General features: G+C 67.2%; 32 protein-coding genes. 13 read left to right on the top strand and 19 right to left on the bottom strand.

All coding sequences use genetic code 11. The features are described from left to right. Positions 1-61: 61 nt before the first annotated feature. The 7 genes from EGH21_RS00475 to EGH21_RS00445 all read right to left on the bottom strand — a co-directional run bounded on the left by EGH21_RS00475 (position 62) and on the right by EGH21_RS00445 (position 3474). Entirely contained in the window at positions 62-640 is a 579-nt protein-coding gene (locus EGH21_RS00475) for a DUF655 domain-containing protein (RefSeq protein ID WP_220616512.1), read from the bottom strand. Positions 641-716: 76 nt separating this feature from the next. After that, on the bottom strand, positions 717-1073 hold the full coding sequence (locus tag EGH21_RS00470) for an RNA polymerase Rpb4 family protein (protein WP_220616511.1): 357 nt from the start codon (positions 1071-1073) through the stop codon (positions 717-719). Positions 1074-1076: 3 nt separating this feature from the next. Beyond that, positions 1077-1370 carry a 50S ribosomal protein L21e gene (locus tag EGH21_RS00465; protein WP_220616510.1) on the bottom strand — a complete coding sequence of 98 codons (294 nt, stop codon included), beginning with the start codon at positions 1368-1370 and terminating at the stop codon, positions 1077-1079. Between the two features lie 120 nt (positions 1371-1490). Then, positions 1491-1757, bottom strand: a complete 267-nt coding sequence (locus EGH21_RS00460) for an elongation factor 1-beta (protein ID WP_220616509.1) — start codon at positions 1755-1757, stop codon at positions 1491-1493. A 2-nt stretch (positions 1758-1759) separates the two neighbouring features. Continuing rightward, on the bottom strand, positions 1760-1939 hold the full coding sequence (locus EGH21_RS00455; protein WP_166969363.1) for an HVO_2753 family zinc finger protein: 180 nt from the start codon (positions 1937-1939) through the stop codon (positions 1760-1762). Positions 1940-2011: 72 nt separating this feature from the next. Beyond that, positions 2012-2605 carry a DUF2391 domain-containing protein gene (locus EGH21_RS00450; RefSeq protein WP_220616508.1) on the bottom strand — a complete coding sequence of 198 codons (594 nt, stop codon included), beginning with the start codon at positions 2603-2605 and terminating at the stop codon, positions 2012-2014. Further along, positions 2602-3474: a 3-hydroxyacyl-CoA dehydrogenase family protein gene (locus EGH21_RS00445; RefSeq protein ID WP_220616507.1), complete on the bottom strand. Its 873-nt coding sequence runs from the start codon at positions 3472-3474 to the stop codon at positions 2602-2604. Before EGH21_RS00445 ends, EGH21_RS00450 begins: the two co-directional genes overlap by 4 nt. A gap of 138 nt (positions 3475-3612) precedes the next feature. On the opposite strand from EGH21_RS00445, the gene EGH21_RS00440 reads away from it, so the two are divergent. Beyond that, on the top strand, positions 3613-4572 hold the full coding sequence (locus tag EGH21_RS00440) for a transcription initiation factor IIB (protein WP_166969369.1): 960 nt from the start codon (positions 3613-3615) through the stop codon (positions 4570-4572). Between the two features lie 54 nt (positions 4573-4626). Here the strand turns inward: EGH21_RS00440 and EGH21_RS00435 are convergent, their stop codons facing one another. Next, positions 4627-5328: a bacteriorhodopsin gene (locus EGH21_RS00435; protein ID WP_220616506.1), complete on the bottom strand. Its 702-nt coding sequence runs from the start codon at positions 5326-5328 to the stop codon at positions 4627-4629. A 2-nt stretch (positions 5329-5330) separates the two neighbouring features. Next, positions 5331-7652 (bottom strand): methyl-accepting chemotaxis protein, encoded by a 2322-nt coding sequence (locus EGH21_RS00430; protein WP_220616505.1) that lies wholly within the window; start codon positions 7650-7652, stop codon positions 5331-5333. Between the two features lie 131 nt (positions 7653-7783). Here EGH21_RS00430 and EGH21_RS00425 point away from each other — a divergent pair, with 131 nt between their 5' ends. The 10 genes from EGH21_RS00425 to EGH21_RS00380 all read left to right on the top strand — a co-directional run bounded on the left by EGH21_RS00425 (position 7784) and on the right by EGH21_RS00380 (position 18800). Beyond that, positions 7784-9190 carry a protein kinase domain-containing protein gene (locus EGH21_RS00425; protein ID WP_220616504.1) on the top strand — a complete coding sequence of 469 codons (1407 nt, stop codon included), beginning with the start codon at positions 7784-7786 and terminating at the stop codon, positions 9188-9190. Next, complete coding sequence (locus EGH21_RS00420) at positions 9180-9908, top strand: hypothetical protein (RefSeq protein ID WP_220616503.1); 729 nt, start codon at positions 9180-9182, stop codon at positions 9906-9908. Before EGH21_RS00425 ends, EGH21_RS00420 begins: the two co-directional genes overlap by 11 nt. A gap of 38 nt (positions 9909-9946) precedes the next feature. After that, entirely contained in the window at positions 9947-10903 is a 957-nt protein-coding gene (locus EGH21_RS00415; RefSeq protein WP_220616502.1) for an NADPH:quinone reductase, read from the top strand. 33 nt (positions 10904-10936) lie between these two features. Then, a complete protein-coding gene (locus EGH21_RS00410; protein WP_220616501.1) occupies positions 10937-11647 on the top strand; it encodes an SDR family oxidoreductase in 711 nt (236 codons plus the stop codon). Positions 11648-12116: 469 nt separating this feature from the next. After that, complete coding sequence (locus EGH21_RS00405) at positions 12117-13460, top strand: sodium-dependent transporter (RefSeq protein WP_220616500.1); 1344 nt, start codon at positions 12117-12119, stop codon at positions 13458-13460. Positions 13461-13514: 54 nt separating this feature from the next. Next, a complete protein-coding gene (locus EGH21_RS00400) occupies positions 13515-14915 on the top strand; it encodes a sodium-dependent transporter (protein ID WP_220616499.1) in 1401 nt (466 codons plus the stop codon). 67 nt (positions 14916-14982) lie between these two features. After that, positions 14983-15885, top strand: a complete 903-nt coding sequence (locus EGH21_RS00395; protein ID WP_220616498.1) for a DNA-3-methyladenine glycosylase family protein — start codon at positions 14983-14985, stop codon at positions 15883-15885. Positions 15886-15938: 53 nt separating this feature from the next. After that, positions 15939-16214: an acylphosphatase gene (locus EGH21_RS00390; RefSeq protein ID WP_220616497.1), complete on the top strand. Its 276-nt coding sequence runs from the start codon at positions 15939-15941 to the stop codon at positions 16212-16214. Between the two features lie 55 nt (positions 16215-16269). Further along, a complete protein-coding gene (locus tag EGH21_RS00385; RefSeq protein WP_220616496.1) occupies positions 16270-17712 on the top strand; it encodes an NAD(P)H-hydrate dehydratase in 1443 nt (480 codons plus the stop codon). Between the two features lie 122 nt (positions 17713-17834). Next, positions 17835-18800 (top strand): dienelactone hydrolase family protein, encoded by a 966-nt coding sequence (locus tag EGH21_RS00380; protein ID WP_220616495.1) that lies wholly within the window; start codon positions 17835-17837, stop codon positions 18798-18800. Here EGH21_RS00380 and hflX read toward each other — a convergent pair. Next, a complete protein-coding gene (gene hflX, locus EGH21_RS00375; RefSeq protein ID WP_220616494.1) occupies positions 18792-20102 on the bottom strand; it encodes a GTPase HflX in 1311 nt (436 codons plus the stop codon). The genes EGH21_RS00380 and hflX overlap by 9 nt on opposite strands. 112 nt (positions 20103-20214) lie before the next feature. On the opposite strand from hflX, the gene EGH21_RS00370 reads away from it, so the two are divergent. Then, positions 20215-20562: an FUN14 domain-containing protein gene (locus EGH21_RS00370; protein ID WP_220616493.1), complete on the top strand. Its 348-nt coding sequence runs from the start codon at positions 20215-20217 to the stop codon at positions 20560-20562. A 36-nt stretch (positions 20563-20598) separates the two neighbouring features. On the opposite strand, the gene EGH21_RS00365 is transcribed toward EGH21_RS00370, so the two are convergent. From EGH21_RS00365 to EGH21_RS00335, 7 genes are all read right to left on the bottom strand, one after another. Next, on the bottom strand, positions 20599-21327 hold the full coding sequence (locus tag EGH21_RS00365; RefSeq protein ID WP_220616492.1) for a ribosome assembly factor SBDS: 729 nt from the start codon (positions 21325-21327) through the stop codon (positions 20599-20601). Positions 21328-21429: 102 nt separating this feature from the next. After that, on the bottom strand, positions 21430-22203 hold the full coding sequence (gene psmA / locus EGH21_RS00360) for an archaeal proteasome endopeptidase complex subunit alpha (protein WP_220616491.1): 774 nt from the start codon (positions 22201-22203) through the stop codon (positions 21430-21432). 2 nt (positions 22204-22205) lie between these two features. After that, positions 22206-22685: an Rpp14/Pop5 family protein gene (locus tag EGH21_RS00355; protein ID WP_220616490.1), complete on the bottom strand. Its 480-nt coding sequence runs from the start codon at positions 22683-22685 to the stop codon at positions 22206-22208. Positions 22686-22763: 78 nt separating this feature from the next. Then, positions 22764-22940, bottom strand: coding sequence for a hypothetical protein (locus tag EGH21_RS00350; protein ID WP_220616489.1), 177 nt, complete (start codon positions 22938-22940; stop codon positions 22764-22766). A gap of 285 nt (positions 22941-23225) precedes the next feature. Then, entirely contained in the window at positions 23226-23924 is a 699-nt protein-coding gene (locus EGH21_RS00345; RefSeq protein WP_220616488.1) for an RNase P subunit p30 family protein, read from the bottom strand. Further along, a complete protein-coding gene (locus EGH21_RS00340; RefSeq protein WP_220616487.1) occupies positions 23924-24349 on the bottom strand; it encodes an RNA-binding protein in 426 nt (141 codons plus the stop codon). The genes EGH21_RS00345 and EGH21_RS00340 overlap by 1 nt, the downstream gene beginning before the upstream one ends. A 7-nt stretch (positions 24350-24356) precedes the next feature. Next, positions 24357-24539: a DUF1918 domain-containing protein gene (locus tag EGH21_RS00335; protein ID WP_166969410.1), complete on the bottom strand. Its 183-nt coding sequence runs from the start codon at positions 24537-24539 to the stop codon at positions 24357-24359. Positions 24540-24737: 198 nt separating this feature from the next. Between EGH21_RS00335 and EGH21_RS00330 the strand changes: the two genes are divergently transcribed. Then, positions 24738-25298 carry an NUDIX hydrolase gene (locus EGH21_RS00330; RefSeq protein WP_220617278.1) on the top strand — a complete coding sequence of 187 codons (561 nt, stop codon included), beginning with the start codon at positions 24738-24740 and terminating at the stop codon, positions 25296-25298. Between the two features lie 46 nt (positions 25299-25344). On the opposite strand, the gene EGH21_RS00325 is transcribed toward EGH21_RS00330, so the two are convergent. Both EGH21_RS00325 and EGH21_RS00320 read right to left on the bottom strand, forming a co-directional pair. Next, positions 25345-25584: a glycine zipper 2TM domain-containing protein gene (locus EGH21_RS00325; protein ID WP_220616486.1), complete on the bottom strand. Its 240-nt coding sequence runs from the start codon at positions 25582-25584 to the stop codon at positions 25345-25347. Between the two features lie 52 nt (positions 25585-25636). Then, complete coding sequence (locus tag EGH21_RS00320) at positions 25637-26461, bottom strand: hypothetical protein (protein ID WP_220616485.1); 825 nt, start codon at positions 26459-26461, stop codon at positions 25637-25639. Positions 26462-26634 lie beyond the last annotated feature (173 nt).

The raw sequence follows: 26634 nt of genomic DNA, 5'->3' as shown, positions 1-26634 counted from the left end.
GGCGATTGAAAAGGGCGACTACTCGGGCCGTTCCGCGACGAGGGTGGCTCCTGAACTCCGTTTACTCGCCGCCCTCGCCTTGCTCGCTCCGGCGCACGAACAACCGATACTTCAGGTCGTCTTCGCGCAGTTCTTCGAGGATGCGCTCGACGAGCACTTCCTCTGGATTGTGGAGGCCGCTGACCCGCTCTCCGAGGTCCTCGAAGCTCTCGAAGGGCTTGCGCTTTCGCTCGTCGAGAATCGTGTTCCGGAGTTTCTTCCCGATGCCCGGCAGGAGGTTCAACTGGTGGAGTCGCAGGGTGATCGGCTGGGCGTCGTTGTAGAAGTCGACGAACCGCCCTTCGTCTGCCTCGACTACCTCTTCGACGGCGTACTCCAGTTCCGAGCGGGCGCCGCTGGGGAGGTCGTCGAACTCTCGCTCCCGCACGCGACCGAACTCGGTCAGGTCGATGCGGTCCCCGAACGCGATGTCGGCGTCGTCGGAAAGCGTGAGTTCGTAGATGTAGAACTCCTCGATACCGAGGGCGTACGCGAGCGGCTCTTTCTGGTGCTGTGGCCTGTCGTCGTCGCTCCGACCGTGTGGGAGGACGTCGAGCACTGCCGCGACCATGTCGTCGCCACCGCTCTCCGTGCTGCTCATGTACTGCGGTACGACGAGAACGCACTTAATGGCGATGGATAGACACACTACGCCCGGTGGGTCGAAACCCGACCGCTCAGGCGTACTGCTTGACGATATCGAGAATGTCGTCGAGTTCGTCGCCGCTGAGCGTGTACCGCTCCTGTGCGAAGACCGCGCGGAGTTCGTCCCGGTCGAGGGGACGGAGGTTCGCTATCTTGTAGGCCGTCGCCTCGTCGACCTTCTCCAGTTCCTGCAGTTGCTCGACGAACTCGAGGGATTCCTCGGGGTCGAGCAGGGCGAAGCGGTTGACGTGCTCGATGGCACGCTTGAGTTCGTAGCGCATCTCGCGCTCCTCGTCGGCCGCGCGCTCCATCTCGAGGTCTTCGAGGACCGCTTTCGTCTCGGCGAGGGTCAGGTACTCCTCGTCGACCTTCTCTTTGAAGATGGTCATCGCTCAGTTCTCTTGCCGGCGCAGGTGTGCGGGCTTGACGACGACCGTCTTCTCCTTGCCGCCGTCGACGATTTCGACCTGGTAGGCACGTCCCTGCTGGCCGGCGACGGTGCCGGTCTGGCCGTCGAACCGCGGGTGGAAGCGACCGTCGGGCACCGAGGGGTCGATTTTGAGGTGGACCTTTTCGCCGTTCTCGAACTGCTCGACGGCGCGCTGGGGCGGCGAGGTACCGCCGTCGCGGGGCTTGTTCTTGAGTTTGTTCCGAGTTCCTTCGAGAGGGCCGTTTGAACTAGGCATTCTTGCTCACCGCTTGTCCGGTCGCCCTAATAAAACGTGCGTTCCACGGCCGCGGGCGTGACGGGTTCTCGCAGTGCTGCGGCTACCGGATTCGGGGAACGCGAAAACGGGAGCCAGTGCTCAGAGGCGGCCGACGCTGTCGACTTCGACGGACTCGACGCCGTCGACTCCGCTGAACGCTTCCTCGACGGCCTCGGTCCCGCCGGCGTCGTCGGGGACGATGACCGTCGGGAGGAGTGCGACGAGGCCGAACGCGACGTCGTCACGCTCGAAGCCCTTGATCTTCGCTCCTTCGGGAAGCGACCCTTCGAGACGCTCCTGCAGGTCGTCGAGGTCGACTTCCGGGCTCTGCGGCATGATCTTGATCTTGGCGGCTACCTTTCCCATGGTTATGGACCCGTGAATCCGCAGTCGGGGCACTTGTAGAGGTTACTCTGCTTGCGGCAGGTCGAACAGCGGTAAATCTGCTGGCCGCAGTCCGGGCACTTGAACGCGGCGGCGTTCGTGCCGGCGATGTTGATGCCACACGAGACGCACTTTTGCGTCCGCTTTTGCTGGCTCTCGCTCATACCACCCCGTATCCGACCGCGGCTTTTAACGGTTGCCAAACGTCGTCGTCGTCACGGCAAAGAGTGGCACGCTCAGCTCCCCGGCAGGATGTCGCCCAGCGCGGCACCGATGGCCATCGGCACGAACGCCACGCTACAGACGCACAGCGACTCCCACGTGGCCGTCAGGTCCGTTGTCGACCATTCGACCACGCCCCATCCCGTCAACAGGGCGACGGCGACGACGAACGCCGTGAGGGTGACCCCGGCCAGTCGGCGCGGGACGATGCCGAAGATTCGCCTGGCGACCCGGACGTCCTGGAAGTCGGCGACGTAGAGGATACCGACGACCATCGCGATGGCCGAGACGAGCGTCCCGGCCAGATACAGCGGGTGCTGAGCGATGTGGCGACCGGCGTCGACGGTCCCGCCCTCGACGGCCATCGGAATCCCGAACAGCAGCGACCCGAGGACGGACTCCGCGAGGTCTTCGCGGTCGAACCCGTAGACGACGCGACCGAAGACGACCGGTTCGTCGTCCTGAGCCTCGGCCGCCGCCCGCATCGCTTCTCTGACCTGCCTGCGTTCTTCCGGTGAGTCGACGAGCGACTCTAACTCCTCCAGTTCGTCGAACAACTCGCTGATGCCGTCGTCGTCGTCGACTTCGACGGTGTCGTCGACGCTCATCGCTCGTCGACCCCGTCGGCGCGGGCGTCGATGGTCGGGTTCAGTTCGCCGGGGCGAGTCGGTTCACCGTTCGTCCACACGTAGAACCCCTCGCCGGTCGACTGCCCGAGTCGGCCCGCCGCGACGGCGTCCCTGAGCAGCGACGGTGGCTCGAAGCGCGCCCCCAGCCGTTCGGTCAGGTCCGTCAGTCCGTCGAGGACGGCGTCGAGTCCCATCGCGTCGGCGCGCGCGAGCGGTCCGCGGCCGTCTCCGGTGCGCGTGGCCGCCCGGTCGACGTCGGGGACGGTGGCGACGCCGTCCTCGACCATCTGGACGGCCTCACGGATGCTCGCGAGTTCGTAGCGTGCCGCGGCGAAACCGGGACTGTCCCGGACGACGACCGGGACGCCGTCGAGTCCGCGGACGAACGCCGTCGCGCGGTCACGCGTCGTCGCCGTCGTCTGGTCCGCGAGGACGACCTCGACGACGTCGCCCGCATCCGGGTCGGGGAAGTGGAGTCCTACCGCACGGTTGGGTGCTCGTAACCCCGCCGCGACGGCCGTCACCGACACGGTCGTGTCGCCGGTCGCGACGAGGGTGTCGTCGGCGACCATCGTCTCGACGTCTGCAAGCAACTCCCGGCGGGCCGCCGTCTCGCCGTCGGTCGCGTCGAGGACGACGTCGGCCCCGTCCATGGCGCTCTGGAGCCCAGTCGTCCCGTCGACCGAGTCCGTGACGGTGCCGTCGTCTACGGCCTGTGCGACGGCGTCGACGCTGTCCATCACCGCGTTCGCGTTCTCGTCGTACAGACGGACGGCGTGGCCTGCACGTACGCACCGTCGGGTGAGGACTCGCCCACGCGGGCCGGCCCCCAGTACGGCCACGTTCATGAACCAACTACCGCACTCCCTCGGGTTAAGCGTTTATTCGGCCTCGATTCACCGACGGCCCCCGGGTTTCACCCCCGATAAGTGGTGCCAACCACCCAAACATTTATACGTAATAGGCCTTTCTCCGTAAAAGAACACATGGAACGGCCGACGCGCCAGCGGGATACGGACCAGGAGGAGCGTGAGCAGGAGTCCGAGGACACTGGTCAACAAACCTGTCCCGAATGTGAGTCGGAGAATATCTCCAGTGACGGCGGCGGAGAACTCGTCTGCGAGGACTGTGGGCTAGTCATCGAGGACGAGAACATCGACCGCGGGCCCGAGTGGCGCGCGTTCAATCACTCCGAACGCCAGTCCAAGTCACGCGTCGGAGCGCCGACGACACAGACGATGCACGACAAGGGCCTGACCACCCAGATCGACTGGAAGGACAAGGACGCCTACGGTCGGTCCCTGTCGTCGGAGAAACGCTCCCAGATGCACCGCCTCCGAAAGTGGCAAGAGCGAATCCGGACGAAAGACGCCGGCGAACGGAACCTCCAGTTCGCGCTCTCCGAAATCGACCGGATGGCCTCCGCACTGGGCGTCCCACGCTCCGTGCGAGAGGTGGCCTCGGTCATCTATCGACGGGCACTCAACGAGGACCTCATCCGCGGTCGCTCCATCGAGGGCGTCGCCACCGCCTGCCTGTACGCCGCCTGTCGGCAGGAAGGCATCCCGCGGAGTCTCGAAGAGGTGTCCGACGTCTCCCGCGTCGAACAGAAGGAGATCGGGCGCACGTACCGGTACGTCGCACAGGAACTCGAACTCAAGATGGAACCGGTCGACCCCAAGCAGTACGTCCCCCGGTTCGCCTCCGAACTCGACCTCTCCGAGGAGGTCCAGTCGAAGGCCAACGAGATAATCGACACCACCGCCGAACAGGGCCTGCTCTCGGGGAAGTCCCCCACCGGCTACGCCGCCGCGGCCATCTACGCCGCCTCGCTGCTGTGTAACGAGAAGAAGACACAGCGCGAAGTCGCCGACGTGGCACAGGTGACGGAGGTCACCATCCGCAACCGGTATCAAGAGCAGATCGAAGCGATGGGCATCCACTGACTGCCCACGTCGCCACGCTCGCACCGTCGCCGTTTCTTCGAGAGCCGAACTCGCCTAGTCGGCAGTCACGACGCTGTCGCCGACGGTGACTTCGCGCATCGTCGTCCACGCCTGCAGTGCGATGACGCCGAACCCGACTTTCGTCACTACGTCGAGGTAGACGATGACCAGCGACGCCGTCTCGACGTCCATCAGGCCGATACCCGACACGCCCAGTACCCAGACGACGGGGTACACGAGCCAGAGGACGACGACGAAGTTCCGCAGCGTCCGGTAGAGACTCTCTTCGAGTTCCGAGAGCACCGTCTCGGCGGCGGCCGCGACTGGGCCGTACAGGAGGTAGACGACGCCGCCGAAACAGGCCGCACCGAGCGCGAACAGGCCGTAGTTCAGCGGGTCGGGGACGAGGGTCCCGGCGAACCCGAAGACGATGGTCAGCGCCTGCAGGCCGACGAGTTTGCCGATGTCGCTCCTGCTGGCCTGTGCGAGCAGTCCCAGATAGAGGACGTTGATGGGCGTCGTCACCAGCCAGTCCGCGTAGCGGACGACGTACACCGTGTGCCCGGCCGCCTGTATCCGGCCCACACCGAGCGCTAGCAGGACGTACGCGACGATGGCGACGCCCGGAATCGCCACGAGCAGGAGGTAACGCCTCCGCGTCGCTTCGGGGACGAGCGTGTAGCCGTAGGCCAGCACGGCCGTCCCGAGCAGTTCTCCGAGCAGTCCCAGCGTGAACCAGAGTGTTATCGTGTCCATTGTCAGTCGTCCGTCGTGGCCGTCGCGCCGCCGGCACCGGTCGCCTCGGTGGTGTCGACGTCGAAGCGGTCGAGTAGCGATTCGAGGTCGGCCGCGCGCTCACGGAGTTCCCGTGCGGAGTCGGCCACCTCCGCGATGGAGGCAGACTGGTCCTCGGCCGCACCGGCGACGGTGTCGGCCTCGGTCGCGGTCTGCTGTGAGATAGTGGAGAGGTCGTCGATGGTGCCCATGACCTCCTGTGCGGTCCGGGCCTGTTCCTCGGTCGCTCGGTCTATCTCCTGGATACCGGTGTCGACCTCCTCAGTGTACTCGACGATGGTCTCCAGTGCGTCGACCGTCTCCTCGACGGTGTCGACGCCCTCGGTGATGCGCTCGCTCGTCGACTCCATCGTCTCGACGGTGTCGCCGGCCTGGGTCTGGATGCGCTCGATGCGCTGTTCGATGTCTCCGGCGGCGGATTTGGTCTCTTCCGCGAGGCCCTTGATCTCGTCCGCGACGACGGCGAACCCGGCCCCGTCGCCGTCGGCGTGTGCGGCCTCGATGGAGGCGTTCAGCGCGAGCATGTTCGTCTGCTCGACGATGTTCGTGATGACGCCGACGATCTCGCCGATCTCGTCGAGTTCCTCGTCGAGTGCGGTAATCTCCTCGACGGTCTCCTCGGTCTCGGCCTCGATGGCGTTCATCTCCGCGATGGCCTCCTGTGCGGCCTCGCGGCCGTCTTCGCCCACCTCGGCGGCGGACTGTGAGGTGTCTGCCACCTGCTGGGCGGAGGCGGCGACTTCCTCGGCCGTCGCCGAGAGGTTGTCCATCTCGCTGGAGGCCTCCTGGAGGCGTTCGCTCTGTTCCGTGGTCCCCTCGAATATCTCCTGAATCGACTTCGAGACCTGCTGGCTGGCCTGGTCGACGCGTTCGGCGTTCGACCCGACGCGCTCGGTCGACTGGAGGACGTTCGCCGCGAACGTCTTCATGTCCGCGATAGTCTCCTCCAGTGCGTCGAGTGTGGCGTTTATCTCCGTCCCGACGTCGGCCATCGCGTCGCTCATGCTGTCGTCGTCGACGCGGGCCGTGAGGTCGCCGTTCGCGGCGGCCTCTAGCGCGTCACTGTACTCGTCGGCCTTGAGTTCGAGGTGGCCGCTGAGCGCCTGCATCTCGTTGCGCTCCTGTTCGACGTCCTCCTTGGCGGCCTGCGCCTCCTGCTTGGCCTGCTCGGCCTCCTCACGAGCGGCCTCGGCCTCGGATATCTGTTCCCGGAGGCTGGCGCGCATGTCGTCGAACGCGCCGTACAGCGTCCCGAACTCGTCGGTCCGCGACGTCCTGAGTTCGACGTCGAGGTCGCCCTCGGCCATCGCCTCGGCCTTCGCGGAGAGGCGACGGAGTGAGGCTATCGTGTTCCCGCCGATGGTCACACCGACCAGACCGAGGTTGATGACGGCCAGCAGGATGAGCGCGACGAGGTCGGAGTTTATCTGGTCGCTCAGGGCGTAGGCCTGCTCCGGGTTCGCGTGGACCATCACGACCCAGTCGTGGGAGTCCAGACGGGTGAGTCCCATCAGCATCGCCCCCGTCTCGACGAACGTGCTGTTGCCCGGTGCCAGCGAGGCGACGGGGGCACCGTCCAGTCGGGAGACGGGTGCGGTCGTCCCTATCTTCGACGTGTTCGGGTGGGCGACGAACTCCCCGTCGGTGTCGACGACGGTGGTGTACGACCCGGCCCGCTGGTTCGAGATGTCCTGTGCTTTCGATTCGAGGTCCGTCATGTAGACGACGGCGCGGTTCTCCGCCCCGGGAACCGGCGACACCACCGCGATTATCGGGTGGTCGACGACGGAGACGGTGAACGGGTCGGTGACGTGGGTGTCGTCCGGACTACTGAACGAGGGCGGGTCCGTCGCGAACGGCGCGCCCTGTTCGGCGGCGTCGACGCCGACGAACTGCTCGTTCGAACTGGCGACGATTTCACCGGTGTCGGTGTTCACGTAGTGGACCGCGACCACGTCGGGCGGCACCTCGTCGTTCTCGACGAGGCCGGTCAGTCTGTCCTGTATCGCCGTCTGTGAGCCGTCGGAGAAGACGGGCAACCGAGACGTCGTCCGCACGTTGCGCCGTGTCGTCGTCAACCAGGCGTCCAGTTGGCCGGCCTGCGTATCCGACAGCGCCGTCATGTCGCCGGCGACGTCGTCTTCGAGCGTCGCAGAGGCCTGCAAGCTGACGACGGCGCCGAACGCGACGATGACGACGATAGCGAACGCGAGCGCGACTCCCAGCCGCGCGGCGTAGCTATCGCCGACGACGCTGGGGAGCGGCGAATCCCTGTCTGTTGGCATCCCGAGGGAATATGGAAAACCACCGTTAAAACCTTCCTCCGCCATTCTCAACCCTGATAAGCCGACTATGCTCTCCACTCGCACCAAAACAGTGATACGTTCCTGCACTCGATTGTCATCGTATCGCGCCAATGACATCGGAGTCAGGTGGGGGAGGGGCACCCAGCACCGTCGTGGCGGACGTGCTGACCGGGACGGACGTCGACAGGGACCGTCTGCCGACGCTGCTGGGGTTGCTGGAGGTCGGCGACCGGCAGGTCCGTCTCGGGGTGGCGACGGCGCTCTGTGTCCTCGCCGAGGAGCACCCCGATACGGTCGCGTACCTCACCGGACGACTCGCGGACCGGATACGGAGCGACGACGACCTCGCGGCCGGCCTCGCCCTCGACTATCTCGCCGCTCGCCACCCCGACACCGTCGAGCGCGAACTCGAGGCACTCCTCGGTCCCGAAGAGTCGTCTCACGACGTCGAGAAGTCGAACCCGACGCGTGGCGGCCTCGGCAACCGGGACCTCGGACGGACGACGCTCGCCGGGGGCGGTCCCGCACCCGGACCCCGCCGGGTGTACACCGACGAGGAGGGCGAGGACGCGACCGACGCCGACGCCACGGACGACGAGACGGACGAACTGACCGAGGAATCGGGACGGACTATCGGCCAGCGCCCACGGGCGAACGACGCCGAGTGGCTCTCGCTCGTCGAGTACGAGAGTCGGTTCGACTCGTTCACGGTGCTGGCACCTCGGGACCGGCGACAGTACAGCGACACGTACCGGACGCTCGGCGTCGTCGACGACGAGGAGTACGCCGTCGCACTCCGCGTCCTGCGTGGCGGCGACACCGGCGACACGGACTTCTGTTCGGGCCTCCGGGCCCGCCTGTCCGACTGGGCGTCGGTCGGCGACGTTGACAACGTCGTGACGCTGTACGACTGGGCCGCGGACCCGCGCTTCTGGATGGCGACCGAGTACACGGACCTGCGACTGGCCGACCGCGACCGACTCCCGCCGGCCGAGGCCGCGTGGCACGCCGAACGACTCGCGAGCGCTCTCTCGACGCTCCACGAGCGAGGTGTCGTCCACGCCGGTATCGACCCGAACGCCGTCGCGTACTACGGGAACGTCCTCCGAGAGGGGGACCGACAGCCACCGTTGCTCGACAACGTCGGCCTCCTCTCGGTGTACAGACGCCACGCGGACCCGTCGCAGTTCCTCGACCCCCGCTACGCCGCGCCGGAGTACTACGAGCGCCGGTTCGGCCGCATCGACCACGCCACCGACGTCTACCAACTCGGTGCCGTCTGTTACCGCCTGTTCACCGGCCGGCCGCCCTATCGGGGCGAGTTCGAGGCCGTCCGTGACGAAGTGCTCCACGGGCCGCCACCGGCACCGACCGCCGTGGCCGACGTCCCGGAGGAACTCGACGCCGTCGTCGCGAAGGCGATGGCGAGGAAGAAACTCACGCGCTACGAGACGGCGACACACCTTGCGCAAGAGCTACGTGCCCTCAGGGACCCAGAGGTGGACGATGGTGGGTAGCATCGAGGTGGGGTTGCCGTTCGCGCCGAACAACCCGAACCTGACGTTCATCTTCTTCGTCGCGCTCACCCTGCTGGTGGTGCTTGGACTTCGGTTCAGTTTCTACGCCTACCGGAACCGGCGGGAGAGTGACCTCGTGGCCGAACACAGACTGTGGGACTATCTGGCCCTCGTCGGCCTCCTCGCGGTCGGGTTCGCGGTCCTCGGGTTGGTCGAGATACTGACGACGTACGTGTTGCCGTTCAAGAGCGCGCTGTTGCTCGCACACGTGTTCCTGCTCGCGGTGACGATGCGGATTCTCTACCGGAGCGTCGTCCCCGCTGCGACCGACGGGGGGACGACTCGCGAGCGCACGCTGACACGGGCCGCGGTCCTCGCCGTCGCCGTCGTCTTCGTCGGGTTCGCTCTCGTCGGCCGCAGTCCGGCGTTGCTGGCGGCACTGAGCGGGAGCGCGCTGGCCTTCGCCGTGGCCGGGTTCTCCTTCGGCCGACGCGGCGCCGCCGAGACGCGCGTGCAGGGGACCGTCGTCGACACGCTCCTCCGTCACCTCCTCCCGGTCCTGCTGTTCGCGTCGCTGGTCCCCGCCGTCGAACTCGCCGTACTGGTCGGACTGGACCGCGTCGTCGTCCTCCACATACAGGTGGTGTTCGTCATCATGACGGCGACGACGCTGATGACGGCGACCATCAAACTCCGGCAGAACCTCGCTAGCCTCTAACCCCACCCTTTTGCTCGCTCGCGGCACATCGTGAGTACATGCGCGCTGTCAGATTCCACGAGCACGGCGGTCCAGATGTACTCACAGTCGAGGAGATTCCCCGGCCGGAACCCGACGCCGACGAGGTACTGGTCGCGGTGGACGCCGCCGCGGTCAACCCCGTCGACACCTACTTCCGCGAGGGCGGGTACGCCCCCGGCGAACTGCCGTGGATTCCGGGCTCTGACTGTGCCGGGACGGTCGCCGAGGTCGGGGCCGACGTCGAGGGCTACGCCGAGGGCGACCGGGTGTTCGCGACGGGACTGGGGAACTGGTTGCAGGGGACCTGCGCGGAGTACGCCGTCGTCCCCGAGTCACACCTCGCGCACCTCCCCGAGAGCGTCGACTTCGAGACGGGCGCGGCCATCGCACTCGTCGGCGTCACCGCGTGGCAGACGCTCGTCGACGCCTGCTCGCTCGAACCCGGCGAGCGAGCCCTGATTCACGGCGGGAGCGGCGGCGTCGGCCACGTGGCCGTCCAGTTGGCCGCCGCCACGGGGGCGCGGGTCACGACGACGGCCTCGCCGGAGTACCACGACCGCCTGCGGGAACTGGGCGCCGACGACGTACTGGACTACCGCCGGGACGACCTCGAAGACGCCGTCGTGGCGGCCGGTCGGCCCGACGTGATTCTGGACCACCGCCTCGACGACTACCTCTCGTTCGACGTCGACGTCGCCGCACAGAGCGCCCGCATCGCCGCCATCGGCAACTCGGACCCGGACGCGACCTTCGAGAGCGTCCCGCAGTGTCGCGCGAAGGACGTGTCGGTCCACCACGTCTCGATGTTCAACACGCCCGACTTCGGCGCGGTACTCGGCCGTCTGGCGAACCTGCTCGAAGACGGCCACCTGACGGCCGACGTCGCCGAGACCTACCACCTCGGCGAGGTCGACGACGCACAGACCGACGTCGTCTCCGAGAGTTTCCTCGGGAAACTGGTCGTCACGCCCTGAAGTTTTACCCCGGTGCCGTACCTCTCCGTTCACATGTCCGTCACCTTCGACTTCGACGGGGAGGTCGCACTGGTCACCGGCGTCGGCGGCGCACTCGGGAGTTCCGTCGCGAACGCGTTCCTCGAAGCGGACGCGACGGTCTGTGGCGCCGACGTGGTCGAACCCGACAGCGACGACTTCCAGTTGTCGGACCCCGACCGCATCCACTTCCATCGGGGCGACTTCACCGACGAGGACGACGTCGCGTCGGTCGTCAAGAGCGTCGTCGACGAACACGGTCGCCTCGACTACCTGTTGAACATCGCGGGCACGTGGCGCGGCGGCGACCCGATACACGAGACCGAGGTCGACACGTTCGACTTCCTGTTCGACGTCAACCTGAAGACCATGTTCCTCGCCTCGAAACACGCTCTGCCCCACCTACAGGAGACAGAGGGAGCAATCGTCTCGGTCTCCGCCCGGTCGTCGCTCGAAGGCGGCGAGGGAGACGGCCTCTACCGCGCGACGAAGGCCGGGATTCGGCTGCTGACCGAGACCATCGCCGAGGAGAACCTCGGGACCGTCAGGGCGAACAGCGTCATGCCGAGCGTCATCGACACCCCGATGAACCGCGAGATGATGCCGGACTCGGACTTCGACGAGTGGGTCGACCCGGCCGACATCGCCGCCACGATGTTGTTCCTGTGTTCCGACGCGGCGTCGGTCACGAGTGGCGCCGCCGTGCCGGTCTACGGGGAGGCGTAGACCGAGCGAAGGCGGCGCCGATTAGCAGTGTCGAGGTCGTCCCGGTCTACGGGGAGGCGTAGACCGAGCGAAGGCGGCGCCGATTAGCAGTGTCATAGTCGTCCCGGTCTACGGGGAGGCGTAGACCGAACGGAGGCGGCGTCGCTGGCGAGTATCGTGGTCGTGTCGGGCGACGACGAAAGAGTGGACGACGGCGGCGGGGGAGAGTCGCCACCGCGTCGCACGATTGCCTGTCCACACTGGCGGGAGACGAGAGACGACGGGACACCACGACGATGGGGTAGGGTCGACGGGGTCTACTGGCGGCGAGTGTGGACAGGTCTATCTCTCGGGTCGGGCCACTAGTACGTTGGTAATATCGGTATATAGCGCTCTATGGGCGACGGGAGAGCGACGCCGGAGACGCACCCGGTGATATCGGGAGCGAATCACAGCGGTTAACCGGAGCAACGGGATAGGGCGCGTCGACATGAGCGAACGAGAGACGTGGGCCACGCGAGTCGGGTTCATCCTCGCGGCCATCGGGAGTGCAGTCGGTCTCGGGAACCTCTGGCAGTTCCCGTTCAAGACCGCGACCAACGGCGGGGCGGCCTTCGTCGTCTTCTATCTGGCGGCCGTCGTGGTCGTCGGGTTCCCGGCGATGCTCGCGGAGTTCGTCGTCGGCCGGCGGACCAACGTCAACGCCGTCGACGCGTTCGCCGAACTGGGCCACAGACAGTGGCGCGTCGTCGGCGGCCTCGCCGTCTTCACCGGGTTCTGGATTCTGTCGTACTACAACGTCGTCGGCGGGTGGGTCATCCGCTACGTCGTCGGGAGTTTCACCGGCGCGTACTTCGCCGACCCCGGCGGCTACTTCGCGGCCGTCTCGTCCGGGCCGGGCGCGGTTCTCGCACAGGCCGCCTTCCTCGCCATCGTCGTCGGCATCGTCGCGCTGGGTATCGAGGACGGCATCGAGCGAGCGACGAAGGTGATGGTCCCCAGCATCGTCGTGCTGATGGTCGCACTCGCCGCGTGGGTGGCGACCCTGCCCGGCGCCGCCGAGGGGTACGCCTTCTTCCTCTCCCCGGACGTCGGCACGATGGTCGCCAACGCCGGGAGCATCATCCCCTTCGCCGTGGGACAGGCCTTCTTCACGCTCTCGCTGGGGATGGCCATCATGGTGACCTACTCCTCGTACGTCGGGAGCGACGACAACCTCGTCTTAGACGGCGGCACCGTCGTCGTGACGAACACGCTGGTCGGCATCCTCGCCGGCCTCGTCGTCTTCCCCATCCTGCTCACCATCGGCGCGGACGTGAACTCCGTGAGCGGCGGGGCGGGCGCGCTGTTCGTCGCGACCGCCGCCGGGTTCGGGTCCGTGCCGTTCGGCCGCGTGTTCGGCGTCGTCTTCTTCGGTGTCGTCCTCATCGCGGCGCTGTCCTCGGCCATCAGTCTGCTGGAGGTGACCGTCGCCTACGCGAACGACAACTTCGGAGTCTCACGCCCCGTCCTCGCGTCCGTCGTCGGGGTTGGCCTGTTCCTGCTCGGCCTCCCGTCGGCGTGGGACACCGCGTGGCTGACGTGGTTCGACCGGTTCGCCTATCAGGTGTTCCTGCCGGTCTCGGTGCTCGCGCTGGTCGTCTTCGTCGGGTGGGTCGTCGGTCGCGACGCCGTCGCCGAACTCCGGCAGGGCGCCGAGGGTCTCGGCCCTCTCGGGCCAGTGTGGCTCTGGACGCTCCGGTTGGTCGTCGTCGTCGCTATCCTCGCCACGCTCGGCCTCGGCATCAACGAGATGTTCCTCGTCGAGAACGCCGACTTCTTCCAGGTGTTCTGACGTGGCTGCATCGCACTTCGGGCCAACGAGGACGCACGGGCGGACGGTGAGACGATGACGCGAGCCACGTGGCGCACCCGACTCGGGTTCGTCCTCGCCGCCGTCGGTAGCGCCGTCGGTCTCGGGAACATCTGGCGGTTCCCGTGGTTGACCGCGACCAACGGCGGGGCGGCGTTCCTGCTGTTGTACCTCGTCGTCATCGTCCTCGTCGGCGTCCCCGGACTGCTCGGCGAGATGGTCATCGGGCGGCGGAGTCGCCGGAACCCGGTCGGAGCCTTCGGCGCGCTGGCCGGACGGCGATGGCGTGCCCTCGGGGGCGTGGCCCTGCTCGCCTCCGTCGTCGTCCTCTCGTTTTACTCGGTGGTCGGCGGGTGGATCCTGCGCTACACGCTCGCCAGCGCGACCGGCGCGTACTTCGGCGCGCCCCAGCAGTACTTCGCCGCCATCGACTACGGCGTCGGCGCGGCGGGCTTTCACGCCCTCTTCCTGCTGGCGACGGTGGCCGTCGTCTACGCGGGCGTCGACCGTGGCATCGAGGTGGCGACGACGGTGATGGTGCCGGGCATCGTCGTCCTGTTCGGCGCGCTCGCGGCGTGGGCCGCGACCCTGCCGGGGAGCGCCGCCGGCTACGAGTTCTACCTCTCGCTGGACGTTGGCTACCTCCGCGCGAACTTCGTCGACGTCCTCGTCGCCGCGGCGGGGCAGGCGCTCTTCACCCTCTCTGTCGGGGCTGGCGCGATGCTCACCTACGCCTCCTACGTCGACGAGGACCGCTCGCTGGCCGCCGACGGCACCATCATCGCCGGACTGAACACCGGCATCGGCGTCCTCGCCGGCCTCGTCATCTTCCCGCTCCTGTTCTCGCTGGGCGTCTCGCCGGGCGCAGGGGGGCCGGGCGCGCTGTTCGTCAGCCTCGCCGGCGCCTTCGCCGACCTGCCGTACAGTCGCGTCGTCGGCGTCGTCTTCTTCGGCGTCGTCCTGCTGGCGGCGCTGTCCTCGGCCATCAGCATCTTCGAGGTGCTCGTCTCGTACCTCGTCGACGAGCACGCCGTCACGCGCTCGCGAGCGACCGCCGGCGTCGGCGGACTGTTCCTCCTCACGGGGAGCGCCACCGCGCTGTCGCCGTCGCTGTTCGCATTGCTGGCGAACACCGTCGCTAACATCGTTCTCACCGCCGGCCTGCTCGGGTTCCTGCTGTTCGATGGTTGGGTCCTCGGGCGGGCGGCGCTCGACGAGTACGAGAAGGGCGCTGGCCCGGTCGCCCGGGCCGCTGGCCTGCCGTGGTACTACGCCGTCGCCGTCGTCCTGCCGCTGTTTCTGGCGTTCACGCTCGTCTCCGGCCTCGGCGGCGCCGTCGGCGTCGCGGTCACCGCGCCGCAGGCGGCGGGCATCGCCGTTCTCGGCGTGGTGGGCGCTATCGCCCTGCTCCGAACCCGCGTCGACCCCGCGACCTGACGGTCGGCCGACGCGTCACGCTCGGCGATAGAAACCCCGAAAGGCCTCCGCCCCGTCCCACACCACGATGGAACGCGGACGCATCGACGTTGGGGCGCTCTCGGGCGGTATCGACCTGCAAGCGACCGTCGAGAGCGGCCAGTCCTACCTCTGGGACCGCGAGGACGGCGAGATGTACGAGCGAACGGCCGCGAGCGGCGGCGACGCGTGGTACTGGACGACGGTCCGGGTCGACGGTGACCCTCACGTACTCCGCGTCCGGCAGACCGACGGCGAACTCGTCTGGGAGTCGTCGTTCGACGCCGAACCGCGCCTCCGGACGCTCCTCGGCCTCGACGACGACCTGCCCGCGATTCGCGAGACGGCCCCGCCGGACGCCGTGGTCGACGACGCCTACGACGCCTACTGGGGGATGCGCATCGTCCGCGACCCGCCGTTCCCGACGCTGATATCGTTCATCTGTTCGGCCCAGATGCGCGTCGGCCGCATCCACGGGATGCAACAGGCGATGCGCCGCGAGTTCGGCGAGACGGTCACCTTCGACGGCCGGACCTACCACGCCTTCCCGACGCCGGACGCGCTGGCCGACGCGAGCGAGGCCGACCTGCGGGACCTGAACCTCGGCTATCGAGCGCCCTACGTCGAGCGCTCGGCCGAGATGGTCGCCGAGGGCGAGGCCGACCCGGCGGACGCACGAGGACTCCCCTACGAAGAGGCCCGGGAGGAACTGACCGCGTTCGTCGGCGTCGGCGACAAGGTGGCCGACTGCATCCTCCTGTTCTCGCTGGGATATCTGGAAGCCGTCCCGCTCGACACGTGGATTCGCCAGACCATTGAGGAGTACTACCCGGAGTGCGAGCGCGGCAACTACACCGACACCTCGCGCGCTATCCGCGAGACGCTGGGCGGCGAGTACGCCGGGTACACGCAGACGTACCTCTTCCACTACCTCCGCTCCGGCGGCGACTAACTGTGCCGTCCGCCGGGGATTGATTTTTGTAGCCGCCGGCGGGAGTGTCTCGCATGTCTCGCAAGCGAGTCCACGTCTTCGTCTCCGGCCGGGTGCAGGGCGTCTACTACCGGGCGACGACGCGGGATACCGCAAGAGAGCAGGGGGTCGACGGCTGGGTGAAGAACCTCGACGACGGCCGGGTCGAGGCCGTCTTCGAGGGCGACCCGGAGGCCGTCGACGCGATGGTCGAGTACTGTCACGAGGGCAGCACCAGAGCCAACGTCACCGACGTCGAGGTCAACGAGGAAGCACCCGAGGGGCTAGACGGGTTCGAGGTCCGCTGGTAGGCGCCCGCGCCGCTGGTCCCGTACCGTTACCACGGAGGCGGGCGAACCGCTACGCATGCTCACTGGCTCAGAGATGGGCGTCGTCGACGAGAACGCGGCGGCGCTGGGCGTGCCGCGCAAGCAGTTGATGGAGTCCTCGGGCAACGCCGTCGCGCAGGCGGTCCGGGCCCACGCCGACACCGGTGCCAGCGTCACCGTCGTCGCCGGTCGCGGCAACAACGGCGGCGACGCACTCGTCGCGGCCCGGTTCCTCGACGACTACGACCTGCGGGTTCTCCTGCTCGGCCGTCCCGAGACGATCACGACCGACATCGCCCGCGAGAACTGGGACGCCCTCCAGTCCGCCGAGTACCCGACTGAACAGGTCGGCGACGCGTCCCAGTTCGCCCTCGGCGACCCTGACCTCGTCGTCGACGCGATGCTGGGGACCGGCATCAGCGGGGCGCTCCGCGAACCCGAAGCCACCGCCGCGGCGGCGATGACCGCGAGCGACGCGACGGTCCTCTCGGTGGACGTGCCGTCCGGTCTGGACGCCGCGGACGGCACCCTCGCCGACAACGCCGTCGACGCCGACCACGTCGTCACGTTCCACGACACGAAACCGGGCCTGTCGGACCTCGACGCGGGCGTCACCGTCGCCGACATCGGCATCCCCGAGGCCGCCGAACTGTTCGTCGAACGGGGCGACCTCCGGCGACTGACGCGGGACCCGGCGAGTCACAAGGGCGACAACGGGGAGGTACTGGTGGTCGGTGGTGGCCCCTACACCGGCGCGCCGGCCCTCTCCGCACAGGCGGCGCTGCGCGGCGGTGCCGACCTCGTTCGGGTCGCCGCACCGGAACCCGTCGCCCGCGAGATCCAGGGGTACAGCGAGAACCTCATCGTCCGCCCGTACGACGGAGACGTGCTCGCACCGCCGCACGTCGACCGACTCGCCGACCTCGCGGCCGACCACGACACGCTCGTCCTCGGGCCGGGACTGGGCGACGCCGACGCGACCCTCGAAGCCGTCGCAGCCCTCCTCGAACGATTCGACGGCACGGCCGTCGTCGACGCAGACGCGCTCTCGGTGGTCCCGGACGTAGACACCGACGCCGACCTCGTCTGTACGCCCCATCAGGAGGAACTCGTCGGGATGGGCGGCGAGACGAGCGACGACTGGCGCGAACGCGCGGACCTCGTGGAGTCGTTCGCGGCCGACCTCGGCCACACGCTCCTCGTGAAAGGTCCGTACGACGTCGTCTCCGACGGCGAACGGACCCGCGTCAACCGTACCGGCAACCCCGGGATGACCGTCGGCGGCACCGGCGACGTGTTAGCGGGCGTCACCGGCGCGCTGGCGTGCGTGCAGGAACCGCGCCACGCCGCGAGCATCGCGGCCTACGCCGTCGGCGGCGCTGGCGACGCTGTCGTCGACGAACGGGGGTACGGACTGGTCGCGACCGACCTCCTCGACGCGGTGCCACCGGCGCTGTGGTCGGCCGACGCCGACGACTGACGGCAGTTTCGAAACCTTACCGGCAGTGTGCGGTCGCTCGTTCCCGTCGCCTCGCGGCGCGAATCTATCTGCGAGACAACTAGTAACAATCGATTTACACGAACTGCCCTTCTGGGTAGACCATGCGCTCCAGTTCGCTCGCGGTGGTGGTCGCAGTGCTGGTCGTCCTGAGCGGTTGTGCCGGCCTCTCTCAGAGCGGTGAGACGACACCGACCGAGACGAGTACGGCGACGGAGACACCGATCCCCCAGCCGACTAGCGCGGAAGCATCCTACACACAGACGCCACACATGGGGTGTCAGCCGGGCGCAATCGAGAAGAACGGTACCTGTCGAGTGGTCACCTCGGGGTCGAACGCCGAGATATTCGGCGCCGAGAACCTCTCGGCCATAACGGCGACGAACACCACGATAAACGGGACGCCGGGGTATCTGGCCCGACCGGCCGGCAACGGGACCTACCCCGCCGTCGTCATGATCCACGAGTGGTGGGGCCTCAACGAGAACATCAGGCACATGGCCGACATCCTCGCCGGCCACGGCTACGTCGTCTTCGCCGTCGACCTCTACGACGGGCGCGTGGCGACCAACTCATCGTACGCCGCCGAACTGTCGGGCGAAGTGCGGAACAACCCCGACGAAGCCGTGACGAAGATGAGCCGTGCGACCGCTGGCCTCCGAAACCGGTCGGACACGACCCGACGTGTCGCCAGTCTGGGCTGGTGTTTCGGCGGCGGCCAGAGCCTCCAGTTGAGCCTGAGCGACGCCGACCTGAACGCGACGGTCGTCTACTACGGGACCCTGACGACGAACGAGACGACGCTACAGCGTATCGACGGGCCGGTGCTGGGCATCTTCGGGTCCGAAGACCAGGTCGTAGGTATCGAGACCGTCCGCGAGTTCGACCGAACGCTGGCCCGCCTCGGTGTCGAGAAGGAGATACACGTCTACGAGGGTGCCTCCCACGCCTTCGCCAACCCGAGCGGTGAGAGTTTCCACCCGAACGCGACGCGAGACGCGTGGACGAAGACGCTCCGCTTCCTCGACGAGAACATCCGTGAGCGCGACCGAAACGCGTCGTCAGGCTGACGCGCCCACCAGGTCACCGGCTTTCGCACGGGACTGCTCGACGATGGCCGGCCTCGCTTCGAACTCGATGACCACCTCGTCGCCGTAGTCCACCGTCTCGACGTGGGCGTGGTCGTGAATCCACGAGACGACGCTCATCGTCTCATCGGTCATGGGCAGGACGAGCCGCTCGTGCTGGTAGTCGGGGAGTTCCTCGTCGATGCGGGCGGCCAACTCGTCGATGTTCAGCCCCTCTTTGCCGCTGACGGCCACGGGGTTGGGTGCGAGTTTCGAGAGCGCCGCGCGCTTGCGGGCGACCTCCTCGTCGTCGACCTTGTCCGTCTTGTTCAGCACCGTGACGATGGGGGCCTCGTTGCGCTCGTACAGCGTGTCGTGGCTCGTCACCAGTTTCTCGCGTATCTCCTCGACGGACTCCGAGACGTCGACCACGAGCAAGACGAGGTCGGCCCGGTACACCGAGTCCAGTGTGGACTTGAACGACTCGACCAGCCAGTGGGGGAGGTTCTGGATGAAGCCGACGGTGTCGGTCACCAGCACCTCGCGTTTCCCCACCTCCGCGCGGCGCGTCGTCGTTCCGAGCGTCGTGAACAGCCGGTCCTCGCTCTCGGCGGTCGTGTCGAGGTCGGGGTGGAGGTCCTCGTTCTCGTCGACGTCGAGGTCGTCGGCGAGACGCCGTAACAGCGTCGACTTCCCGGCGTTCGTGTACCCGGCCAGCGCGACGAGGTCGAATCCGGACTCCCGACGCTGTTCGCGCCGGTGTTGCTCCGTCTCCTCGATGGACGCCAACTCGTCGCGGATGTTGGATATCTGCTTCTTGATGTCCTCTTCGCGGCTCTCGTCGTACTCGCCCAGCCCCATGAACCCGGGGCGTTCGTCGCGTTTCGCGAGACTCGCCTTCGCTTCGGCCCGGGGCAGTTCGTAGCGCAGTTCGGCCAGTTCGACCTGCAACTGGGCCTTCCGGGTCTGGGCTCGCTGGCCGAATATCTCGATGATGAGGCGGAACCGGTCCATGACCGTGACGCCCTCGGGGAGTTCGTTCCCGATGTTGTACGTCTGGTACGGCCCCAACTGGTTGTCGAAGATGACCGTCGTCGCCTGTTCGCGGGCGACGGTGTTCCCCAGTCGTACGACCTTGCCCTCGCCGAGGTGGTAGGCGGGGTCCTCGGTCCGAGTCTGGGTAATCTCGCCGACCACCTCGTAGCCAGCGGCACGCGCGAGGTCGCGTATCTCCTCGGTGTCGGCCGTGCCACTGTCGACCCGTTTCGCGACAACCGCCCGGTCCGTGGTGTGTGTCGCCGTCACTCGGCTGTTACTACGCCGTCCGGTTATTTAATCTGCGGGGTGGGGCCGAGGAGTCGGGGACGGCACCGCTGTTAGCACAAAGGATTTAAAATACGACAGTCTGGTATCCGGTATGGTAGAGTTTGCTCTCCAGATGGACGGGTTCGGTCTCCAGCAGATGGGACTGGAGTTCGGGGCCGGGGGCCTCATCGGCGGCATCATCGGTTTCGCCGCCAAGAAGGTCGCGAAACTCATCGCGGTCATCGTCGGCCTCGAACTGGCCCTGTTCAAGTTCCTCGAGACGCGCGGGATACTCGAAGTCAACTGGCAGGCAATCGGCGGGGCCGCACAGAACGCGACCAGCGGAGCGACGGACGCCGCGGCCGGACAGCCACCGTCGTGGCTCATGTCGATTCTCTCGGCGCTCCCCGTCAGCGCCGGGTTCACCGGCGGGTTCCTCGTCGGCTTCAAGAAGGGATAGCTCGCGACTCCTCGGTCTCCTCGTCGGAACCGCTGGCTATCCGCGAGTACTGATGTCGTCTTCGTCCTTGATGATGCGCGTCTCGGCCTCGCCGCTCGTGTTCTCGTTGACCACGTCGTAGAAGTCGTTCTGCATCCCCGCCGGGAACGTCAACACACCGACCCACGACCCGTCGGCCTGCCACTCCTCGCGCTCTAAGTCGCCGAACTGGCGAATCTTCGCTTGCGCGCTCCCCGCGTACTCGGCGGGGACCTGCACGGCGACCGTTATCTCGTCGAACCGGATGGGGATGACCGGCCGCAGGGCGTCCAGCGCGTCGTCGACCTGCGTCTCGACTGGCTCCATCGGGTCGACGCGGAAGTCCGTCTCCTCCAGCGCCGACTCGATGCGTTCGGGCGGGTGCGGTGCGTCGTCCATCTGGGGGTTGACGGCGTTGCGGGTGATGCGCTGGACGAGTTGCTTGTGTTTCTGTTCCTGCATCTCCCGGCGCTGTTCTGCCGTTATCTGTATCTCGCCCCGCTTGATGACCTCCGGGATAATCTCCATCGGTTCCGTCGTCCCGAACACTTCCTCCAGACTCTCTTCCGGCGGTCGGTCGCCGCGCGAGGCGTTCTCGAAGACGTCCTCGGCGGCGATGACGTCCTCTAGCTCGCCGTCGAACTCCCCGCGTTTGATGGCGAGGGCGGCGTCGGGGTCGACCAGTACCTCGAACCGCTGTCCGTGGGTCTCGAGGCGCGCCGTCACCGCCTCGTCAAGCGATATCATACCTGTCGGTAACGGTGGGTTAGTTAAAGGCCTTACTGCGTCGGGCGGTCACGCAGTGGCTGGAACCCGCTGGGAGCCAGAAAGCGGGCGCGTCGTCGGGACTTACTCTTCGTCTTCGTCGGGTTCGTCCGCCGCGTCGTCCTCGCTGGCGAGTAGGTCCGCCTCGACGAGGTGGCTCTCTTTCTCCTCGTCGGAGAGTTCGCGGAACTGCTCTGTCTCGACGTCGATGACGGCGATGCCGATGCCCTCCGGCGAGAGGCCGCCGTCGTTGACCGACGCCAGCGCCGCGAGTGCGAGGTCGACACCGGCGTCTAGGTCCATCTCCTCGTCGTAGTTGGCTTCGAGGTAGTCCCGGATTTCGCCGCGGTCGGCGCCCACTGCGAGGGCCTTCCACTCGTAGGGCGTCCCCGACGGGTCCGTCTCGTAGAGGCGGGGTTCGCCGTTGGCGATACCGGCGATGATGAGTGCGACGCCGAACGGCCGAGCGCCACCGACCTGCGTGTACTGCTGGATGTAGTCCGTAATCTCCTTGGTGAGCGTCTCGACGCCGACCGGTTCGCCGTACCGGAGCTGGTTGACCTGCGCCTGTCGGCGGGCGAAGTCGATGAGCTGTCGGGCGTCGGCGACGTGGCCGGCCGAGGCGATGCCGATGTGGTCGTCGGCCTTGTGAATCTTCTCGACGGAGGAGCGCTCCATCAGCGGCGAGCGGATGCGCTTGTCGACGGCCAGCACCACGCCGTCGCTGGTCCGGATGCCGATGCTCGCGGTACCCCGCTTGACCGCTTCGCGGGCGTACTCTACCTGATAGAGACGTCCGTCCGGAGAGAAGATAGTAATCCCGCGGTCGTACGCCTGCTGTTGATTTTGTCCCTGCATAGTTATCGGAAATCGAGGTCTGTCGCGCCCACGAACGAGTGGTCGGTGCGCACGTCGACTCGCTTCTGACGGGCGAGGGCGCTCCGTTCTGCGTTCTCGAACACGACGTGTCTCTGTCCGAACGGTTCCGCCGGCCCGCGTATATATTTTTCTTCACAGGCGCGCACGGTCCCGCTCGTGCCCGTCACGCGCAAGCCCACCGGGGCCCCGTCGACGGCGTCGATACAGGCCAGCGCCGCGCGGGCCGCGTCGGTGTGGTTCCGGCGGACGCGGACGATGGCGTGTCCGGTTCCGTCGTCGTGTTCGAACCGGAGGACCGTCGCGTCGACGTCGGCACTGCCGGTGTCGCCCAGCAAGTTCTGCGTGGCGTACCACACCTCGCGCTGGAACGCCCGGCGGTCCACGTCGGCGTCGGGCCACGTCTCCAGTTCGACGGCGAGGTAACGCCACCGTGGCTGGAGGTGTTTCGGGAGGTGTTTCATCGGCCTCCCTCCGTCAGTGACTGTCCCATACCTGTCGTTCGCGTATCGGCGTAAAGAACGGTGCGGTGTCGGCGCCGGTCAGCGCAGCGTCGACCCGAACCGACTGGCGCTGTCGTCGGACGCCACGGCCGGGTCCGCGATTCGGTCCACCGGGTTCCGGACCGCCAGATAGACCACGGCGGCCACCAGCCCGACGGTCTCGGCGACCACTATCGAGTTCCCGGCCAAGACGGTCGGGCCGCTGAGACCGACCACGAGACCGAATACCGCAAAGGCGGCGTAGCGAGTCCAGACCGCCGGCGACGACGGCCAGCAGGACGCCGCACCCGACTGTCAGCGCGACGGAGTCCGCCACCAGCATCGAACCGTTCGCCGACCCAGTTATCAGTGCCAGTGCGCCGCCGAGCAGGTACTTCGTACCGACGACCCCCGCCAGCGACGCGAGGACGAGCGCACCGAACGTCGGCCGCGTCTCTGTCGTGTTCCCGCCGAGTACCGCCCCGTAAAAAATGCTCCCGATAGTTCGACCGGCCGACAGAGTCAGCCGTCGTCCTCGTCTAGCCGGACGCCGGGTTCGACGAACGAGTCGTCGGTCACTCGGCGGTTCCGTTCGGCGAGGCGGCTCCACGCTTCGAGGCCCTCACGCATCTGGTCGCCGGTGAACCCGATGGCCTCCCCGAGCGCGACGAGTTCGCGCGGGGCCCGGAGTTCGAGGTGGCTCCGGGGGTCGGCGGAGACGACGTAGGGAGCGTCCGCGTCGGCGACGAGTTCGCGCAGTTTCCGCAGGTCTCCCAAGGCCCGGACCCGACTCCCGCCGCTGTCGCCCAGCACCTGACGCAGCGAGAACTCGACGCGGACGCCGTTGTCGGCCGCGGCGTTCGCGAGGACGTGGTTGAAGTCGCCGTCGCCCCGCATCGGGTGCGCGAGGACGTCGACGGCCGGGTTCTCGACGGCGAACCGATTGATGGCTCGGTCGCCGCCGTGGACGACGACGACGGTGTGTTTCGAGCGGTGGTTCCCGACGAGGCCGCTGGCCTGCGAGGGGGTGTCCGCCCGGACCTCCACGCCCTCGACGACGTCGATACCGTACGCCTCGGCGACGGCCTCGGCGTCGTAGTCGGCGGGTTCGTCGCCGTGGTTGCGGACGACGACACCGTCGAAGCCGTAGTCGGCCGCGGTGAGCGCCTGTCTGGCGACGGTACTGTCGCCGTCCGGGTGCGCGTGGACGGCCTCGTACATCACAGTTCGTCGAGCAGGTCGCGGGCGTTAGCGACCGCCTTCTCCCGCTTCGCGGGGTAGGCCTCGACTTTGGCCCGCAGGGTGATACCGTCGCCTCGGCGGACCTCGCCGCCGAAGGCGGCCTGTTTGTCGAAGGTGAGAAAGAACGAGCAGTTGTCGTCGACCCTGTCGTCTAGTTCCGCCCGCACGTCGTCGATGTCGTCGAGGGTCGCCACCTGCGAGAGGACGTGGCGCACGTCGTCGGCGTTCTCGACGCGGGCCGAGAGGACGACGATACGGTCGCCGTAGTGGCCCTCGCTCTCCGTCCGCTCTAGCTCCCAGTCCTCCGGGAGGAACGTACGCAGGGCTTCGGCGACGCGTCTCTCGTCCTCCGTGGCGTAACAGAACGTCCGGAGGTCGACGTAGTGGAACGGCACCGACGACATCTGGGCCTTACTCCTCGGCCGCTTCGAGGTTGTCTTCGGGGACGCCCTGCTCCTGGCCGTCCTCGAAGGAGACGGTGTAGTTGGCGTCGCCGAACATCGTCTCGACGACCTGTGTGATGGTGCCTTCCTGCCCGTCGTAGTCGCTGTGCTCGTCGTGGAGAATGACGCTGTCGTCTTCTTCGAATGCCATGCCCGGCGGTACTGGGTGCCCGGTCAAAAAGGGACTGATTCGCCCCGACGGCCGCTGTCGATGTCGAACGTCCCGTGTCCGGACAGGTGTCGAAGGGTTATAGTGAATCTCACGCGTACCTCTGGCTATGACCGGTTCGTCTACGCCTCTCCAGTCGCTGTCCCCGTGCGGCAGACACGTCCCCTCCAGCGACCACAGATGACCACCGTCGACGACCTGTGGTACCTCGCCGACGTCGCCAGCCAGCAGGCCGAGCAGACTTACCACGACCTGACGGAGCGACACGACGACTTCGTCGAGTTCACGCGCCACCGGCGGGTCCCCCGACCGCGGTTTCGGTCCGTCGCCGAGGACGCCCGCGACCACGGCGCACCCTACGGTGCCCACACGCTGACGTACCGCCCCTCCGGCGACCTCCTCTTGGTCCGCCATGAGGGCGTCGGTAAGTGGGTCCTCCCGGGTGGCGAACTCGACGGCGGCGAGACGTTCCGCGAGGCCGCACTCCGCGAACTCGGCGAGGAAGGCGGTATCGAGGCGACTATCGAGGGACTGGGGATGCTCGGCCGGGTGGAGTTCCACTGTGACGGCAACAGCACGTGGGGCGTCCTGCCGGTCTTCGAGGCGCGTGCCGAGACGACGACCGCCGTCGTCGACGACCCCGACCACGAGATAAGCGCGGCCCGGTGGTTCGACGAGTTGCCAGCGGACACGCGGGACCGCGACGAGATTCTGCGCTGGCGTGACCGACGGTTCGACTGACGCACACCGCGGCTTCGGCGGACAGTGCAAAAATCAGGCGGAGAAGTTACGCCTCGTCCTCGGTCACGTCCGGCCGCTGTTTCTTCGGGACTCTCGATTTGGCCTTCTCGACCATCGGCGCGGCCGACGCCCACTTCTCGCCGACGATAGCGCCGACGAAGGCACCGAGGCCGGCGGCCGTACTCGCGGCGTTTCGCCCTATCAGGCCGCCCAGTGCGCCCCCGACGGCGCCACCGATTGCGGCGTACTTCGCGCGACTGACGGTTCGCTTGATTCGTGCTTTCATATCAGACACGACACGCGTCGGACGGAAAAAAGCATCTGCCGACTACCGTCGGTCACTCGGGGCCGAACGACTGCCCCTCGCGTGCGTCGGCGTCGAGTCGACGGACCGTCGCGCGGGCGTTGCTGGCGTCGTAGCCGAAGAGGACGGTGTGGCCGTACTCGGCGGCCACCTTGACGGCCTTCGCGAGGTCGTCGATGTCGACGTCGACGGCGTACAGTTCGATGCTGAACTGGGTGTCGAGTCGGTCGACGAACCCCTTCGCGAGAATCTCCAGCCAGTACGTCGTCGAGTAGGCCATGTCGTAGATGGGGACGACGAACTCGTCGACGTACTCGTCGATAGCGTCCACGTCGACGCCGGTCCGCGATTCAAGGTGGCCCGGATAGGGGTCGGGGTACAGCGTGAGATAGAGGTCGCCGGGCACTCGCTCGCGGGCGTCGGCGACGAAGGAGGTGATGACGTTCGTCCGCCACGCTGCCCAGTCCTCGAACTCGCTGTCGGCGAACTTCCGTTCGCACCGGTCGCAGTGGCAGTACTCGTCGCGGGGAAAGCCCACGTCGTCCAGACGGACGTCCTCGTTGACCTCGGCGGCCTCTTCGACGATGTCCAGCAACCCTTCCCGATAGCGTTCGTGGGTCGGGCAGACGTACGTCCAGTCGAAGTACGGTTCGTTCCGCGTGGCGGCGGTGCCCTCGTCGTCGAACGCCAGCAGGTCTTGCTCGCTCTCGACGGCGTTGTCCCCGAAACACGACACCATGTTCACCGCGCCGGGAATCGGTTCGACGGCCCGGCCGGTGACGTCCTTGACCTCGTAGAACGCCCGGTCGAACTCCGACCACTCGGTCTCCTCCTCGTTGCGCGTGACGACGCCGTACATGGAGTCCCGTTGGTCACTGGCCGGGGTAAGGGTTCTGAAAAGGGTGGTCGTAGGCTGTACTAGTGGGGACCCTCTGTCGTTACTTCTTGGCGAAGTAGACCAGTGCGAGGGCGACGATAGCGACGACGGCGAGTACCTTCTTCGACATCGTTTCGTAGTACGCGACACACTCA

The organism is Haloarcula rubra, assembly GCF_019599465.1.
Lineage (GTDB): Archaea > Halobacteriota > Halobacteria > Halobacteriales > Haloarculaceae > Haloarcula > Haloarcula rubra.
The sequence above is the reverse complement of the archived record's forward strand: the minus strand, read 5'-3'. Positions and strand labels throughout refer to the sequence as shown.